Genomic DNA, 16,686 nt, shown 5'->3' with positions numbered 1-16,686 from the left:
TAGACTAAACAAGCCATCTGTTTTGAACGCTGTAAATATGAAAAAAAAAAAACAAAACACGCAAGGTTTTCGTACAAAATTTTTGGTTTGCTCGTAGTTTTTTTAAAGAAAATACAGCATTATATGGTTTTACAATTGTATGTTGGATTTGTTTTTTTAGGTACTATAGTTTTTGCGTTAGGGATTGAACGGTGTGTTTAAGCTCGCCGACGCTAGGAGGCAGCGAGTAGTGAAAGCCCGACCTTTGTGGTAACGCCCAAATGAGTATTTTTTAATTTAGTTGCGTTGGTGTTTAATTGTTATTATTATCAAAAAGTTTACGCTCTAACTCTGCTTGAAACTCTTCCATTACTGGTTTTACGGTGCTTTCTGGTAAATCGGCTATGCGTATATACATTAAGCCATCTACCGAGTTATTAAATAAGGGGTCTACATTAAATGCTACTAAACGTGCGTTTTGCTTTATGTATTTTTTTAGTAATACGGGTAGGCGTAATGCGCCTGGTTCTATCTCGTCAATAAACTTATCGAATTTATTTAAATCGGCTTCGGCTTCATCAAAAACAAAGTCTTTGTCGGCATCTTTTAGTTTTACTTTAAATTCTTTTTTAGGGTGTACGTATTGCGCAATGTAAGGGTCGTAGTAATGCGATTTCATAAACTCGACCATTAATGATTTTGAGAAGTTTGAAAATTGGTTACTTATACTTACACCGCCTATTAAGTATTTGTGTTCTGGGTGGCGTAATGTGGTGTGTACTATGCCTTTCCAGAGTAAAAATAAAGGCATGGGTTTTTGTTGGTATTCTTTTATAATAAAAGCACGCCCCATTTCTATAGATTCGCTCATCATTTTATACAATTCGGGTTCAAAACGAAATAGATCTTGTAAGTAAAACCCATCTATTCCGAATTGTGCAAAAATTTTAGAGCCTAAGCCCATTCTATACGCACCGGCAAGCACTTTGATTTCGCTATCCCATAAAAACATGTGGTGGTAGTAATTATCAAAGGCATCTAAATCTATAGCTTCGTTGGTGCCTTCGCCTACTTCGCGAAATGTAATTTCTCTTAAACGCCCAATTTCTCGTAGTATATTTGGTATGTTTTTGGCTTGGGCTAAAAATACTTCGTAATTTTTACTTTCTAGTAATCGAGAGTCGTTTTTTCTTAATGCATCTACTTCGGCAACCATTAATTTGTTATCGACTGGTGTTACTATATTTTTGGGTATTTTAGGTGTTTTTAAGGTAGACGAAATATTGTCTAAAATTTTCGATTTGTCTTCAAAAGCATTAGATAACATATAGGTTTTGCGACGTAAAAATTCTGAGAATTCTTTAAGGGTACCGTGTTCTTTTTGGTCGTTTACAGATATAGGTTTTCCTATTCTTACTTTTATGGTTCGGCGTTTTTGGGTTAATAGTTCTGATGGTAGTTTGGCGGTTCTAAAGGTGTCGCTAATTTTAGAAAGTTTATAAAATAATTTACTGTTTTTAGCATGAAAATAAATGGGTACTACGGGCACTTCGGCTTTTTTAATTAATTTCATGGCTGCTTCTTCCCAAGGTTTGTCTACAACTAGTTTGCCATCTCTATAGGTAGAGACTTCGCCTGCGGGGAAAATACCTAACGGATGCCCATTTTTTATATGCAATATGGCATTTTTAAAACCTGCTATGCTTGATTTTACATCTTTTCTGTCCTCAAAAGGATTAACAGGCATAATGTAGGGTTTTAAAGGTACAATTCTATGCAGTAAAAAGTTGGCTATAATTTTAAAATCGTTGCGTTGTTCTAGCATTAATTTTAATAGTAAAATACCATCTATGCCGCCAAGCGGATGGTTAGATATGGTTATATACGCACCATCTTTTGGTAAGCGCTTTAAATCTGCTTCTGGAATTTCGAATTTAATTTGAAAATCGTTTAAAATGGCATCTAAAAACGGTAAATCGTTTAAGTGTTTGTGGCGTTTATAAATTCTATTAAGTGTAGATATTTTAAGGGTTTTCATTAAAAGCCAACCTATAAAGGTGCCAATAAAGCCGTATTTGTCTAATTGAATGGCTTTTGCAACTTCTTTTGCACTAACTAATCCTATATCTTGTTGTTTACCCATGAGTGTAAATGTAGTAAATAAACTATTTATACCAATTGCTTAATTAATTAGGTTTAACTACTATTTGTACAGTTTGTTGTGTAAGTTGCTTTAATAGTATGTTTTTACCTGTTTCTATTTGGTTTATTGCCAACTGGTTATAATGCCGTATTGTATATAACGATACATTTTCGTGGCAAGTTACTTTAAATTTTGCTTTTAAGTGTTGTAATAGTTTTTCAAGGTTATTATACATATTATCTACACAAACCGAAAAACTAATGGCCGAGTTTTGTATAACATCTACTTTCATTTTATATTGGTGTAATAGGTTAAATATATCGCTAATGTTTTCTTCTACGATATAAGAAAAATCAAGAGATGATAATGATATTAGTACTTGATTTTTTTTCACAATAAAACAAGGAATTAAAGGCTCTAAGGTTTCGTTTTTCCCTATTTGTGTGCCTGTTTTTTCGGGATGCAAAAATGATTTTACGTATAAAGGAATTTCTTTACCTTGTAGTGGTTGTAATGTTTTAGGATGAATTACAGAGGCGCCATAAAAGGCCAATTCTATAGCTTCGCGATACGATATTTTGTTTAAAAGTTGAGCGTTTTCAAAATAACGCGGATCGGCGTTTAAAACACCAGGAACATCTTTCCATATGGTTACGCTATTGGCATTTAAGCAATAGGCATATATTGCAGCTGTGTAATCGCTACCTTCTCTACCTAGTGTGGTTGTAAAATTGTTTGCATCGCTACCCAAAAACCCTTGTGTAATATTAAGTATTGAGGTGTTAAAGTGTGTTGTAATAAGTTGTTGGGTGTCTTTCCAGTTTACATTGGCACGCCTGTAATAATTATCGGTTTTTATTTGTGTTCTTACATCAACCCAATTGTTTTTTATGCCAATAAGGTTTAAATATTCGCTAATTATGGTTGTAGAAACGAGCTCGCCAAAACCAATAGTTTGGTCGTAAACAAAATTGTAATCGGGCGATTTGTTGGTTTTTAAAAAGTAGCTTAATTCATTAAACAAGTTGGTTGTTTTTTTAAATGCAATATGGTTTGTGTTATCAAATAAATCTAATAAAATGTTGTTATGATATTTTTTAACGTCTTGAAGCGCACTTTGTAATTCGGCTTTGTTTTCAAAATAGTTTTTTATTACAAGCTCTAAAGCATTTGTAGTTTTACCCATTGCCGAAACTACAATTAGAGTGTTTTTATACCCCACTTTTTTTAATACCGCTGCTAAATTTTTTATGCCATTTGCGTTTTTTACCGATGCGCCACCAAACTTAAATACTTGCATGCTATAAATTTGCTACATAATTTTTAATACCAGCTTCGTCTAACCAAACTACATCCCAATCGCGTAATACTTTAGCGCCTTTTTTTTCGTAAAAAGCAATGGCTTTTTCGTTCCAATCTATAACTTCCCAATTAATACGTTTTACGCCTAATTTATGCCCGTGTTTTATAACTTCATCTAAAAGTGCTGTGCCTAAACCGGTGCCGCGCATGGCATTACTAACAATTAAATCTTCTAGGTGAATAATTTTACCTTTCCAGGTAGAGTAACGGTTGTAAATTAAAGCAATGCCTTCAATTTTAGTATTTACTTCTGCTACAAAACAATGAAAAGCTGGCTGCTTACCAAAACCATCGTTTTGTAAATCTTGTACAGTTACTTCAACAGCATGAGGTTCTTTTTCGAAAATAGCCAATTCGTTTATTAATTGATGCACTTGCGACATATCTTCTTTTTTAGCACTTCTAATTGTGAATTCCATAATTTATAGTTAAGTAAGTCAAAGATAGTTTAAAGTTGTTTATTTAAAAGTATATATGTGTAACGAAAACGATGTAGTTTGTTAAAATTTATAGATATTTGTAGGAAACAAAACCAATATTTATGGCTCAAAAAATGCAAACCTTAGGGGAATTTATTATTGAAAACCAAGCATCGTTCCAATACTCTTCTGGAGAATTATCAAGCCTTATAAACTCTATTCGATTGGCTGCTAAAGTGGTAAACCATGAGGTTAATAAAGCTGGATTAGTTGATATTATTGGTAAAGCTGGCGATACTAATATTCAAGGTGAAGACCAACAGAAGTTAGATGTTTATGCTAACGACAAGTTTATTCAAACCCTTACCAATAGAAATATTGTTTGCGGAATTGCTAGTGAAGAGGAAGACGATTTTATTTGTATTAATAGCCAAGATGAAAATCATCAAAATAAATATATAGTATTAATTGATCCTTTAGATGGATCGTCTAATATAGATGTAAACGTTTCGGTAGGAACCATTTTTTCTATTTACAGACGTGTTACACCCGTAGGTACGCCTGTTAAACTTGAAGATTTTTTACAAAAAGGTAGTGAACAAGTGGCTGCGGGTTATGTGGTTTACGGAACGTCTACCATGTTGGTTTATACTACTGGCGATGGCGTAAATGGCTTTACCTTAAACCCTGCTATTGGGTCGTTTTACTTATCGCACCCAAGAATGGAGTTTCCTTTAGATGGTAATATATACTCGGTTAATGAAGGTAATTATTTTGATTTCCCACTTGGTATTAAAAACTATATAAAGTATTGCCAAAAAGAAGAAGACGATAGGCCTTATACGTCTAGATATATTGGGTCGTTGGTATCCGATTTTCATAGAAACATGATAAAAGGAGGGATATACATGTATCCGCAAGGCTCTAAAAACCCAAACGGAAAGTTAAGGCTGTTGTACGAGTGTAATCCTATGGCGTATTTGGCAGAGCAGGCTAATGGCTTAGCAAGTGATGGTTTTACACGAATTATGGATATTGAACCAACCGAATTGCACCAACGTGTTCCGTTTATTTGCGGTAGTAAAAACATGGTTAAAAAAGCCGAAGAATTTATGCGTAACGCATAGTTAATAAAGAAGATTAATATAAAAAATGCGAACCTTTAAGGTTCGCATTTTTTAAATCTCTCAATTATTGTTGGTAATAATTGCATTTACAATAGTTTACTTTTTAAGTATTTTTTTGCTTAAAGTTCCTGAGTTTGTTTTTAGGTTTAAAAAATACAATCCGTTTTTAAAGTAAGATAGATTAATATTATTTGCACCTTTTTCTATTATACCTTGCTTTAAAACTTGACCATTAATATTAGTTAAAGTAAAAGATGTACTTACTTTGGAAGTAATAAATAAATAATCTTTAGTTGGATTTGGATATAAATTAAAGTTTAAATTTTGTGAAACTTTGCTAGATAGTGTAGACGCTTCGTAGCTAATTTCAAAATCATCTACATAAAGTTTGTCTTGCCCAATAGTGTTATAATGCCTTATTATTATACCTATATTTTTTCCTGCAAATGAAACAGGTATGGAAGCCGTAACATCTTTAGCCGTTCCAGAGCCACCAACAGTTAAGGTTTCTTCGTGTATTTTATTATCAAACGATTGCCCTAAAGCTTCATCGAAAACATAAACGGCAAAATGTTCGGCAGGCCTAGCGGCGCTCGATGCTTCTACATTTAGTTTAAAAGTAATTGAAGATACATTATTTGGTATTGTTATTTCGCCAGTTGGGGTAATTAATGAGTTGTCTGGGCTTAAAGGCGTATTGGTTGCAGAATTATAAGATTCAGAGAAAAAACTAGTACTGCTTACTAATCCTTTTGCCGAAATATTACCGTTTTGTGTTTTCCAGCTAAAGGTATCGCCATCTGTATCAATGGCAGTAAAGCTTTCGTAATCGTTAGAGTTTGATGTCCATACAATACCGCAGTCTTCACTAAAACTTGTATGCGAATCTATATTTGTCCAGTTTGTGGTCGAGTATGTAGGGTCATCAACAGTAATACAGGCTAGGTTTGGGTTGTTGGCTGTATTAAAATAGTTAGAGGAAGCATTATTACCATTTTTAACATTTAAATAAGTTAATTGATTGTTGTAACATTCAATTGACTCTAACATTGTGTTATTAGAAAGTTCTAGATATTCTAATTGGTTTTCGCCACAGTTTAACCAACTTAACTGTAGGTTATTACTAACATCTAAGTCTGTTAATTGATTATCAGCACACCAAAAGATATCAAGTAAGGTGTTATTACTAACGTCAATACTTGATAATTGATTCCCGCCACAATTAAAGTCGTTTAAAAGAGTATTATTGCTTATGTCTAGTGAATTTAACTGATTTATTTGACATTGAAAACGCTCTAAGAGTGTGTTGTTAGTAACATCTATAGTGGTTATTTGGTTAACAGCAAATAATAATTCCTTTAAGTTTACATGGGCTTCAACATTTAAAGAGGTTAGTTGATTGTTTTGGCACCCTAAAACTTCTAAAGAAGTATTATTACTAATATCTAAAGTCGTTAATTGATTACTATCAACCCATAATACTTTTAATAAATTATTATTACTAATATCTAAAGTTTGAATTATGTTTCGACTACAATCTAATTCTTCTAATTGTGAGTGATTACTAATATTTAAACTATTTAAATTATTTGAGCCACACTTAAGCGTTTTTAATTGTAAATTATTACTAATGTTTAAAGTTGAAATTTCATTAAAATAACAATCTAATGTTATAAGATTAGTATTATTGCTGAGATCTAAAGTTGTTATTTGATTAGCACTACAGGAAAATACTTCTAGTAAACCATTGTTACTTATATCTATAGATGTTAATCGGCTACCAGAAATTTGAAATTCCTTTAATAGGGTATTGTTAGATATATCAATGTTAAGTATTGAGTTGTTATTGCAATTAGCTTCTTCTAATAAACTATTATTGTTAAGGTTTATAGCAGATAAATTATTTGAATAACAATGTAGTTTTTTTAACTGTGTGTTACTTTCAAAATTTAAAGTTGTTAAATTATTTCCTTGACAATAAAGCTCGTTTAATGCTGCAAAATCTTCAATTCCTGTTAAATTACTAATGCTTTTATAAGAAACATTTAAATAAGTAATGTTAGAAATATCTGCAGTAAAAACTTTACCGTTAATTATTCCATCACTATCAATATTTAAATCGATTAATGCTTGTTCAAAATTAGAATCAGGAATATCTGTTGTTGGAATGCTAGAGCAGGATTCAGAAAAACTAACACCTCCATCTATATTGTTCCAATTATTATTGGAGTAGTTGGCGTCGTCTACTTGAATACATGTTAAATTAGGGTTGTTTAATGCATTAAATGCATGATCTGGCAAATTATCATTTTGCCCATTTTTAACATTTAAACTACTTAAATTATTATTTGAGCAATTAAAATAAAAAAGATTTTGAAGGTTACTTATGTCTAGATTAGTTAGGTTATTATTCTGGCATTCTAAATCAAAAGCATTTACAAAAGCTTCTATACCTGTTAAGTCACTAATATTTTTATTAGCTAAATATAAACCAGGTTCTCCTGTTACAGACTCAGCATCACTAGTTAAAATTTGCCCATTTATAATACCATCGCTATCAATACCTAAATCAATCAAGGCTTGTTCAAAATTAGTATCGGGTATTGCTGTTGTTTGCGAAATACTTAAATAAGAAATGGAGAATAGTAAAAGTGAGAGTAATTTTGTCTTCATAGTTTAATAAGAATTAATTAATAGCATAAAATTGTAATTACAAATTCAAAAAAACACATTAAAAAATGAAGTTAAATCGTTGAATTGTAATAATTTATTGTTTAGTTGAGTGTTGGTTTTAATAGGATTAAAAAAATAGTTTGTAACAACTAAAAGCGATATGAAAATTTAGTTAAAAATGCGAACCTTTAAGGTTCGCATTTTTTTTAATCCCTCAATTATTGTTGGTAATAATTGCATTTATAATAGTTTACTTTTTTATTATTTTAAAAGAAGCTTCGCCCGAAATTGTTTTTAGGTTTAGTATGTAAATACCGTTTTTAAGATGGTTTAATTGTAAGGTCTTTTGGTTTTCTAAACTCGAATAAACGGTTTGTCCTAATGTATTGTAAATTTCAATTTTTGATACCTCTATACTATTTGGCGTACTAATATTAAGGGTGTTTTTAAACGGTTTAGGATAAATTTTAGTGAGTTTAAACAAGCTGTTTTCAACATTCAAATTACCATCTATAGTAAAGTTTGCAGAATCATATATAGACCAGTCTCCATTTGTGTCTTGTACACGAATGTAAAACACATGGTCTCCTTCTGCTAAACCTGTAGAGTTTATATTTAGTACTTGCGAGGTTTGCGATGCATCACTAAATGTTATTGCTGTGCCATTGCCAACTCCTGGATCCGAATCTATAAAATATTCGGCATTAGAAACTTCATCTGGAGAGATATCAAAATCTTTAATATATATTATTTGTCTGTCGTACAAACTCCAGTTATTAGCATTGTCTTGTGTTCTTAAATAAAAACTATGAAACCCTTCTGATAATGTTGTGGTTGGTATAGAGAATACTTGGGTTAATTGCCCTGAATTACTATTAACAGCTAATGCATTACCATTTCCTACACCAGGGTCGGTGTTAAAAAAATACTCTGCCGCAGTAATAGTATATGTATTAAAGCTTTTTAAATAAAAACTTTGTCTGTCGTAAAAACTCCAATTGTTTTCACTATTAAGGGTTCTAATATAAAGGCTATGAAACCCTTCAGGAAGACCAACTGTAGCAATATTAAAGGATTGCGTAAGTTGTCCTGTGTTGGCGTTTGTTACTAAAGGGGTGCCGTTACCTACGCCAGGATCGGTATTAAAAAAATATTCGGCCGATGTTATACTTTGAGCTATACAGAGATAGCTAAACAAAGTAAGGGCTAAAAATAAAATACGTTTCATCTTAATTGGCGTTGGTGTTAATTGTAACTGTAAGCGTAGCGTTAGGAGCAATTCTATCTGTAATGTCGGTTATTTTTACCGTTGGAATTCCATTTGTATAGCCTAAATTATTAAAAGTAAACGCACTACCATCATAAATTCCCATGTCTATTCCGCCAACACCAGACCCAATTGCTGGCGATCCGGCTTGTAGGTGGTAGTCGTCTGTTTCAGAATTAAATACGCCACCAGTAACACTTATAAAGTTTGGGTTTTGGTTGTTAAGGTTATTGTTTCCATTTAGGGTAGAATAACTACCAGAGCCTATATTATAGGTTAAGCAGTTATCGTAAACTACACCATCAGAGTTTATGTTTAAAGTAGCGCTAGAAGATTCTATAAAAATACAGTTCTGAATTTCTAAATCGCCACTAGAATTACTAACGTTTACTGGATGCGAAGCATTAATAAATACATTGTTTTTAATGGTAGTCGATTCATGAAAATCAACATATAAAGAATTTGTAAATATATTATTGCTAAAAGTGGCGTTTGTATAATTTAGCCATGTTGTTGTGTTGCTTCCAACCCTATATATTATGTTGCCTCTAAAAATCATGTTGTTTACTCCTGCACGCGAGCTTCCAGACCAAAAGGTACCATCTATATTATTGTTTTCTATAATTAGGTTTGTTATTTCTACGGTATCATTTAATGCATTAATATCATTTGTAATATGAAACCCAGAAATGGTTAAGTTAGATGTGTTGTCTAGTAAATTTATTTCATCAACTGAAGTTTTTTTATCGGCATCTCCATGAGAAAACCCAATAAGCGTAAGAGGTTTATCAATAGAAATATCTCCATAATTAATTTCAGAAGCATGTACTTGAATAATGTCTCCGCTACTAGCAGCCGAAATGGCGCTTTGTAAATCGCTGTATTGTGCATTTGCTCCATTGGAGTTATCTACAGTAATAATAGATTGAGCGTTTGCTATACATGTAATTAGCAAAGCTGCGACTAAAAAAGATAATTTTGTTTTCATTGTTTTTGATTTTAAAAAAGGATTAATTAATAGCATATTTTAAATTATGTTTTGTAATATTTTTAAATGTTACTTTAACATAAATGGAGTGTTTTATCTATTTATAATAAGGCGTTTTACTTCTTGTATATTATGGTTTTTAAAAATTAAATGATAAATGCCATTTGCCATTTTTGAGGTGTCTAGCGTATGTATATTATCTTTAATATTTAAAGTTTTTAGTATGCGCCCATTTAAATCGATTATAGATATTAAGCCTTTGGTTTTAAAGTTTATTGTTAAACTAGAATTAGCAGGGTTAGGGTAAAAACTAAATGCTTCTTTTGTTATTTTTTTTGTTGAAAGCGATTCGCAATCTGGGTAAGTTCTTCTATCTCTCGAACCGTTTGTCCAAGTTCCTAAAAACCAACTTTGAGTAATCATTTCGGTAGGGAAACCATCGGTATTATTGGTTCTTAAAGTACGATTTTCGTTTTCGTAAGTGCTTCCGTTCCATTTGGTTTCTAAAATTTCAATTAAAAAATCATTACTATCGTAAGTGTAATTTCTAAATCTGTCGTTTTCCCAAGCGCTTCCATTCCAAGAGTCAGACTCTTCGGTGGTTAATTTGTTTCCTGTATAAGTATGTGTTTCTCTTGTGTTATTAACCCATGTATTATTAGTCGTGTTCCAAGTATAGGTTGTAATAATATTTAGGGTTTCGTTTGGGTTGTATGTGTTTTCTGTTCTTGATATGTTAACCCATGCTGTATTTGTTTCGTTTCTGTTTTGAGATATGGTTTCGGTAATTAAATTGGAGGTATTAAAAGTATTTAATTCTCTATTACTAAGTTCCCAATCATCATTAAGCCAATCGTAATTTATACTTTCTGTTAAATTTGTTCCTGTATGAATAAATTCTGTTTTTAATTGGTCTTCCCAGGTGTTAGAATCTTCATTCCATAAATGGTTAATAGATTCAGTAGGTAAATTGTTGGTGTTATAAGTTATGGTTAAAAACGAAGCATTTTCTAATGTGTTACTACCTCCAAAATCTACAAATTTTGACAAGCCTTCTGTGGGCAAGCAGCTGTTATTAAAAGTAAATGTAGTTTGAGATGTTAAACTCCAGTTAGAACCATTCCAAAAATCAATTTCCCATACCTCTGGTATTTCTATTAAATTTGTGGTTTGCGAGTAATTATTTAAGGTTATAAATAAGAATAAAAAAAGTAAAGTTTGCCTCATTTTATATAGTTTAAAGAGTCGTTTATATATATCAAGAAAAAAATAGCATTACCATGATATAAATAGTCTGTAATATTGGTAAAATTTAGGGGATAATTTTGTGTTACTTTTTAACTAAAAAAATATTTTGTAGTTACACAAAAACAGAGTGCATAAAACAATAGCAGCGTATTTATGGTTGAGGGATTTCATAATAAAGAATAATTTGATTAATAGCTACTATAAAATTAAGTGTTAAGGGGTTAGTAGGCTATGTTAAATTATTATTCGTAGGCATTTGTTTATTATTTGTAGACTTTTTTAAGGTTTTAATAAAGATTATTCTGTCACTTATTTGTATTTTTAAATCTTAATTGAATCCTTTTTTCGATCTAGATTTTTATTTATGAAGAAAAGTTTTTACTGTTTAATACTTTTAATAGCTACCGTTTTAAATTCTCAAGAAAAAAAAGAATTAGATTCGCTTTATAATCTTTTAGAAAAGCACACAAAAAAAGATTCCATACGAACAGAGCTATTAATTAAAACATCATTTAAACTTGCTCGAAAAGACTTTTCAAAATCCTATCAATTAGTAAACGAAGCATTAAATATAGCCACTTATATTAAATGGGATAAAGGGTTAGTTTTATCATATAGGCAAAAAGGCATAGTTTATTACAGGCAAGGAAACATTTTAAAGGCCACAGAAAACTTTTATAAAGCTTTAGAGGTTGTAAAAAATATTGAAGATAGCGAGCTTTTAGAGTCTAGTATATATAATAATTTAGCCAATATTTACTCAGATTCTGGAGATTTTGATAAGGCTTTAACAAACTATAAAAAGCTATTATCTATTTCAGAAAAATTAAAAGACAACACATCTCAAATTATAGCATTAACAAATATAGGAACGGTTTTAATAGAGCAAGAAGCATTTATTGATGAGGGTGTAACATATTTAGAAAACGCATTAACATTAGCAAAAAAAGAAGGAAACAAAAGGTTTGAAGTAAGTATTTTATTAAATATAGGATTGGCCTATAAACGAAAAAACAACTTTAAAAAAGCCATATTTTATTACCAAAATGCGCAAAAACTAGCAAAACAGATTAACGATGTTTATGTCGAGGCTGTAGCTTTTAATAATTTAAGTAATATTAGTATACTTCAGTATAATTATAACCAGGGCGAAATTTATACCAAAAGAGCTTTAGGATTAGCCAAAAAAATTGGAGCTATAGAGTGGGAGGCCAATGCCTGGCAAATTTTAACTAATATTTACGAGCACAGAAACCAAAATAAAAAAGCACTTAACGCATATAAAACACATATTAAACTTTTAGATAGTTTTAATGCTATGCAAAATAAAGAAGAACTAGCTAAGCTAGAAGCAAAGCATAAATATAACCTCGAAAAACAAGTGTTAAATGCAGAGCACGAAAAACAACAACTTATAGCTCAAGAAGAAATTAATAAACAAAAACTTATTAAAAATACAACGTTAATAATTGGTTTGGTTGTAATTATAGCTATAATTATTGGTGTAATATTATTTAGAAGAAAGCAATTAGCTATTGCTAAGTCTAAAGAAATAGAATTTAAAAACAAGGTAACAGATACCGAGTTAAAGGTTTTAAGAGCTCAAATGAATCCGCATTTTATTTTTAATTCACTTAATTCCATTAATAGTTATATTATAAAAAACGATACAGAGTCTGCTACAAATTATTTAACTAAATTTTCTAAATTAATTAGAAAAACATTAGAAACATCAACCGAAAAGGAAGTGCTTCTAAAACATGATATAGAACTTCTAGAAAACTATTTAGAAATAGAAAAAAAACGACTAAATAATAGCTTTACATATACCATAAAAGTAAATCAAGATATTGATGCTAATAATACTTTAATACCACCGTTAATTCTACAGCCATTTTTAGAAAACAGTATATGGCACGGTATCGCGCAAATGAAAAACGAAGGCCACATAAACATAGTGTTTAAAAAAGAGAATGATATGTTATTTTGTATTGTAGATGATAATGGTGTAGGAAGAAAAGAAGTTGTACAGGTTAGTAAAGAAAAAAAATCGTTAGGTATAAACTTAACAAAAAATAGAATAGATATTGTAAACGCACAAAGAAATACCAAAGGAAGCTTAAACATAATTGATAAAAACCAAGGTGTAACCGTTGAAGTTAAACTACCTTTAAAATTGGCTTTTTAATATGATAAAAACGATAATAATAGACGATGAGCAGCATTGTACCGATGTCGTATTAAAATTAGCATCAAATTATCCAGATGTGTTTAATATTATTGGCACTTTTAATACTGTTGAAGCCGGATTAGAAGGTACAGAAAAGCTAAAACCAGAATTAGTGTTTTTAGATGTTAAAATACATAACCAAACAGGGTTCGATTTTTTAAAACAAGTTAAAAACATAAACTTTAATGTTGTTTTTACAACAGCTTTTGAAACCTATGCTGTTGAAGCTTTTCGTTTTAGCGCTTTAGATTATTTGTTAAAACCTATTGATAAAGATGATTTTCATACTACGGTTTTAAAACTTAAAAATGTTGTTGAAACCTCCTTTTTAAAAAATAAAATTGATGTATTGCTTCATAACTTAAAGGTAGAAAAAGCTTTAAAAAGAATTAGCATCGCCACACCAGATGGTTATGTGTTTGTTGAGGTATCCGATATTTTATACTGTAATGCCGATGTAAATTATACGCATATCTATACTAAACAAGGAGATAAAATAACAACCTCTAAAACCTTAAAAACCTTTGAAAAATTACTTTTAAACAATCATTTTTTTAGGGTGCATAACTCTTACCTAGTTAATTTATTTTATGTGAAAAAATATACCAAAGGTAAGGGCGGGTATGTAACCATGAAAGACAATACTAATATTGATGTATCAATAAGACGTAAGGATGAGTTTATGAAAAAATTTATACGTTTGTCTTGATGCTATCTAGTATTAATAAAAAATGCGAACTATTTAAGTTCGCATTTTTTATTTTTATTAATTAATATATTAAATTAATACCAACCTCTAATGTTATAAACCGGTTGCTGGTTTAAACCATAAGCAACACCTATGTCTCTTGCAGCTTGAATACTAGATCTTTTAACATCTAATTCTTTAAGTTTATATTGCCAATCTCTATCTAATAATTCTTTGGCTTTAATACGCTCTGAGATATTTTGATAAAGTGCTTTTACCTCTCCAAAACAATCTGCTTGAGGTTCAATAGTTGCAAGAATTGCCCCAGCTTCGTTTGCGGCATTTAAATCTTGATTGGCTGCCCAAATACTACTTGCTTCGTTTAATTTGCGTTTACAACTAACATTTATTGCTTTAATATAAATAGTGTTAATTTTGTTTTTAAACTTATCAAAACAAGAGCTAACTTCTGGCACGCCAGCAATAGTGGCTAAAGCTTCTTCGTAGTTGTTTTGTGCGCTTAATCTATCCACTTTTTTTAGAACTAAATTGCAGTTATTATTGTAATACTCAATAACTCGTTTTTTGCCGTTTTTTACAAAATCTTGAAGTATAGGGCTTTTGGCTCTTATTTGTCTAATGGCAGCCATATACGCTTTATTCTCGTTAGTGCCAACACCTTTTGCGTTTATAGATTCGCTAGCAAAAACAGTACCCTCTATACCATCGCCAATATAAAATGTAACCTCAAGGTTTAAAGCAATTTTTGGTGGTGCACTTGCTACAATATCTTTACTTAATACCGTAATGTTTGGTGTAATAATAAAGCGTCCGTTGTAGTTGTTATTGGCAATACCTTTACTTGTTATTATTTGATTTAACTTATTTGATAACATTTTTTTAGCGCCTTGCGGAACATGCTCGATTTGATGCGGAACATAGGAACCTATAAATATACCATCGTAATTAATATCGTTTTGAGCCATTAGTGTTAATGAACTAAGAAACACTAAACTATAAATTATGTTTTTCATTTTTCTATATTTTTTTATTTACCACCTAAAATTATAGTAGCTCTACCTAGACCTTTCATAACTAATTTGTTAGGTATGTTGTAAGGTGCGCCTTTTAAGAATTTGCTAAGTCCGCTAGTATATCTTCTAGCATCAATAGCTCTGTTTTTATCGTTGTATAGCGGAATTCTAACTTGTTCAAATAAAGCCATACTTTCGGTCATATCTGTAGTACTAAATCTGCCTTTTACCGTGTTGTCGGCTAACCAGTCTTCAATAATATATCCTAATTCTTCATCGTCATCTCCGTATTCAGTTTCTAAATCGCCATCCCAATCATCCCATTTTTGAATACGTATTATAATTTCTCTTCCGTTTTCAAACATATCATCAAAATGAGCTTGAAGTCTTTCTGTAAATTTATCCATGTGAGCTAAAACGGCTTCGGATAATAAAACAGGTGTTTCTGCAGAAAACGATGGTGCTCCAGTACCAGCAGCAGTTGCTATTTGTTTGTCGGTATAAGCATCTAGTCCTTGAAGGTTAAAAGTTATAGATTTTTTTGGGCCAGTTTTATTTACAACCCATGTTAATTGCATGATAATATCTGCTTTTGCAACTTTTTTTAATGCATCAATTGGGTTTTCTGTAACTCCGCTTCCCGAGTTTTTTGAAGAACGCATATTGTCTTCTGCCGAGTTAGATTTTAAGGTTTTTATGGCAGATTCCATGTTTTTTAAAGGAAAACCTCTATCGGCCATCATGCCGTTTATTTGGCTAATTACTAAAAGCACATCGGTATCCTGCTGAAAGGCTTTTTGGTAATCTGGTATTTGTACCATGGTGCCTTGATCGTCAAAATTTAAAACATATCCGTTTTTTATACACCAAGCATCGCTTGGCACAACCATAAGTGTAGGTTTTTTAGCTTGACTAAAAGCTACTGTGGTTAATAAAATTAAGCAATATGCTAAGTGAAGTTTAATTTGTTTTTTCATAAGATTTGATTTTTTTAAGTTAAAAACCAGAAGTTAGGCCTCTAATAATGCCTTCTTCTTCTAATCGTTTTCTAAGCATATCTGTTTGTACATTAACAACGGCTCCAATTTTATATTCACGACGGCTTATTTTAAGTCGATCTCCAGGAGCTATATTGCCATCTGTAGCAGAAGACACATATCTTAGGTAGTCGCCTCCATCTGCAAAAAAAGCTTCAAAAAAAGCGGCATGATCAGAAGCATTTTTAGCTGTTTTTAATAATGGGCTGAAAGATGTGCACCCTTGTCCGCCTCCAGCAAAACCTTTAAAAATAATGCCGTGAACTGCGTTTTTCATGGCATGCGAAATAGCGTGCTTTGGGTTTTTAGAATAAGACCAAACTTTTACCAGTTTTGAGCCTAGTTTAGCAATGCCTTCGCATTCTATATCATAACGAAAAATTTCTGTGTCTCTGTTTGCTTTTTCATTTTTCCATTGGGCGTTTGCACCAAGGCTAATTACCATAAAGGCCATTAGAATGAGTAGTGTTTTGGTTTTTTGTATCATAGTA

General features: G+C 31.2%; 13 protein-coding genes. 3 read left to right on the top strand and 10 right to left on the bottom strand.

What is annotated here, in order from left to right:
* Positions 1-292: 292 nt before the first annotated feature.
* From ACNG5D_RS10995 to ACNG5D_RS10985, 3 genes are read right to left on the bottom strand one after another with little or no spacing between them, the layout of a single operon-like run.
* Positions 293-2,122 (bottom strand): GNAT family N-acyltransferase, encoded by a 1,830-nt coding sequence (locus ACNG5D_RS10995; RefSeq protein ID WP_418183571.1) that lies wholly within the window; start codon positions 2,120-2,122, stop codon positions 293-295.
* Between the two features lie 43 nt (positions 2,123-2,165).
* On the bottom strand, positions 2,166-3,422 hold the full coding sequence (locus ACNG5D_RS10990) for an aspartate kinase (protein WP_418183570.1): 1,257 nt from the start codon (positions 3,420-3,422) through the stop codon (positions 2,166-2,168).
* Between the two features lies 1 nt (position 3,423).
* Entirely contained in the window at positions 3,424-3,903 is a 480-nt protein-coding gene (locus ACNG5D_RS10985) for a GNAT family N-acetyltransferase (protein ID WP_418183569.1), read from the bottom strand.
* Positions 3,904-4,025: 122 nt separating this feature from the next.
* Here ACNG5D_RS10985 and fbp point away from each other — a divergent pair, with 122 nt between their 5' ends.
* A complete protein-coding gene (gene fbp / locus ACNG5D_RS10980) occupies positions 4,026-5,030 on the top strand; it encodes a class 1 fructose-bisphosphatase (protein WP_418183568.1) in 1,005 nt (334 codons plus the stop codon).
* Between the two features lie 96 nt (positions 5,031-5,126).
* On the opposite strand, the gene ACNG5D_RS10975 is transcribed toward fbp, so the two are convergent.
* The 4 genes from ACNG5D_RS10975 to ACNG5D_RS10960 form a co-directional block, all read right to left on the bottom strand.
* Complete coding sequence (locus ACNG5D_RS10975) at positions 5,127-7,703, bottom strand: T9SS type A sorting domain-containing protein (RefSeq protein ID WP_418183567.1); 2,577 nt, start codon at positions 7,701-7,703, stop codon at positions 5,127-5,129.
* Between the two features lie 250 nt (positions 7,704-7,953).
* Positions 7,954-8,931 carry a T9SS type A sorting domain-containing protein gene (locus ACNG5D_RS10970; protein WP_418183566.1) on the bottom strand — a complete coding sequence of 326 codons (978 nt, stop codon included), beginning with the start codon at positions 8,929-8,931 and terminating at the stop codon, positions 7,954-7,956.
* Position 8,932: 1 nt separating this feature from the next.
* A complete protein-coding gene (locus ACNG5D_RS10965) occupies positions 8,933-9,958 on the bottom strand; it encodes a right-handed parallel beta-helix repeat-containing protein (RefSeq protein ID WP_418183565.1) in 1,026 nt (341 codons plus the stop codon).
* Positions 9,959-10,051: 93 nt separating this feature from the next.
* Positions 10,052-11,185 carry a T9SS type A sorting domain-containing protein gene (locus ACNG5D_RS10960; protein ID WP_418183564.1) on the bottom strand — a complete coding sequence of 378 codons (1,134 nt, stop codon included), beginning with the start codon at positions 11,183-11,185 and terminating at the stop codon, positions 10,052-10,054.
* A gap of 385 nt (positions 11,186-11,570) precedes the next feature.
* On the opposite strand from ACNG5D_RS10960, the gene ACNG5D_RS10955 reads away from it, so the two are divergent.
* Together ACNG5D_RS10955 and ACNG5D_RS10950 are read left to right on the top strand one after the other, a co-directional pair.
* A complete protein-coding gene (locus tag ACNG5D_RS10955) occupies positions 11,571-13,394 on the top strand; it encodes a tetratricopeptide repeat-containing sensor histidine kinase (RefSeq protein WP_418183563.1) in 1,824 nt (607 codons plus the stop codon).
* 1 nt (position 13,395) lies between these two features.
* Positions 13,396-14,145 carry a LytR/AlgR family response regulator transcription factor gene (locus ACNG5D_RS10950; protein WP_418183562.1) on the top strand — a complete coding sequence of 250 codons (750 nt, stop codon included), beginning with the start codon at positions 13,396-13,398 and terminating at the stop codon, positions 14,143-14,145.
* Positions 14,146-14,219: 74 nt separating this feature from the next.
* Here the strand turns inward: ACNG5D_RS10950 and ACNG5D_RS10945 are convergent, their stop codons facing one another.
* Genes ACNG5D_RS10945 through ACNG5D_RS10935 form a run of 3 tightly spaced genes read right to left on the bottom strand, consistent with a single transcriptional unit; the run spans position 14,220 to position 16,682 of the window.
* Positions 14,220-15,158 (bottom strand): hypothetical protein, encoded by a 939-nt coding sequence (locus ACNG5D_RS10945; RefSeq protein ID WP_418183561.1) that lies wholly within the window; start codon positions 15,156-15,158, stop codon positions 14,220-14,222.
* Between the two features lie 14 nt (positions 15,159-15,172).
* Positions 15,173-16,135: a DUF6175 family protein gene (locus tag ACNG5D_RS10940; protein ID WP_418183560.1), complete on the bottom strand. Its 963-nt coding sequence runs from the start codon at positions 16,133-16,135 to the stop codon at positions 15,173-15,175.
* 19 nt (positions 16,136-16,154) lie between these two features.
* Positions 16,155-16,682, bottom strand: a complete 528-nt coding sequence (locus ACNG5D_RS10935) for a hypothetical protein (RefSeq protein ID WP_418183559.1) — start codon at positions 16,680-16,682, stop codon at positions 16,155-16,157.
* Positions 16,683-16,686: the final 4 nt, after the last annotated feature.

It is taken from the genome of Algibacter ulvanivorans (genome assembly GCF_048381495.1).
GTDB lineage: Bacteria > Bacteroidota > Bacteroidia > Flavobacteriales > Flavobacteriaceae > Algibacter_B > Algibacter_B ulvanivorans.
The sequence above is the reverse complement of the archived record's forward strand: the minus strand, read 5'-3'. Positions and strand labels throughout refer to the sequence as shown.